Source organism: Peribacillus sp. P4_C12 (assembly GCF_056402095.1).
Map to the genome: position 1 here is coordinate 1 of NZ_JBFUIB010001219.1, position 514 is coordinate 514.

The window sequence follows — 514 nt, forward strand, 5'->3', positions numbered from 1 at the left end:
CATATCCTCCTGTTCTTTCAGATTCCTTTTCGTTGTTATTATCGAGGAAAAATATTAATAATTTATATATGGATAATAAAACAATTAAAAACTACTTACTTTTATTGTAAAACTCATCGGGAATTTTTCCGACATTTCTTTTATGATATAAAAGAGGTTCTTTGTTTTCATTATGAATATCTACTACTTCGCCAATTAAAATAGTGTGATCACCTGCTTCAATCGTTTTTATAGTTTTACATTGCAAAACTCCAGAAGCTCCTGAAATAATTGGTAGATTATATTCTGATAAATTCCATTCACAATTTTCAAATCGATCAGTACCTTTACTTGCAAATAAATTACATATTTCACTCTGATCACCAGATAATACATGTACAGCAAATTTATCAGTTTTTATAAAAGACTTATAAGATGATACCCTTTTATCAATAGACCATAAGACGAGTAAAGGGTCTATTGATACTGATGCAAATGAATTGACTGTAAGCCCCAGAGGAATGCGGTGCTCATC

General features: G+C 30.0%; 1 protein-coding gene. It reads right to left on the minus strand.

The genetic code is table 11. From position 1 onward, the window contains the following. Positions 1-91: 91 nt before the first annotated feature. The coding region (locus AC1DUW_RS32220; RefSeq protein ID WP_477644638.1) for a flavin reductase family protein at positions 92-514 on the minus strand (423 nt) is incomplete at its 5' end.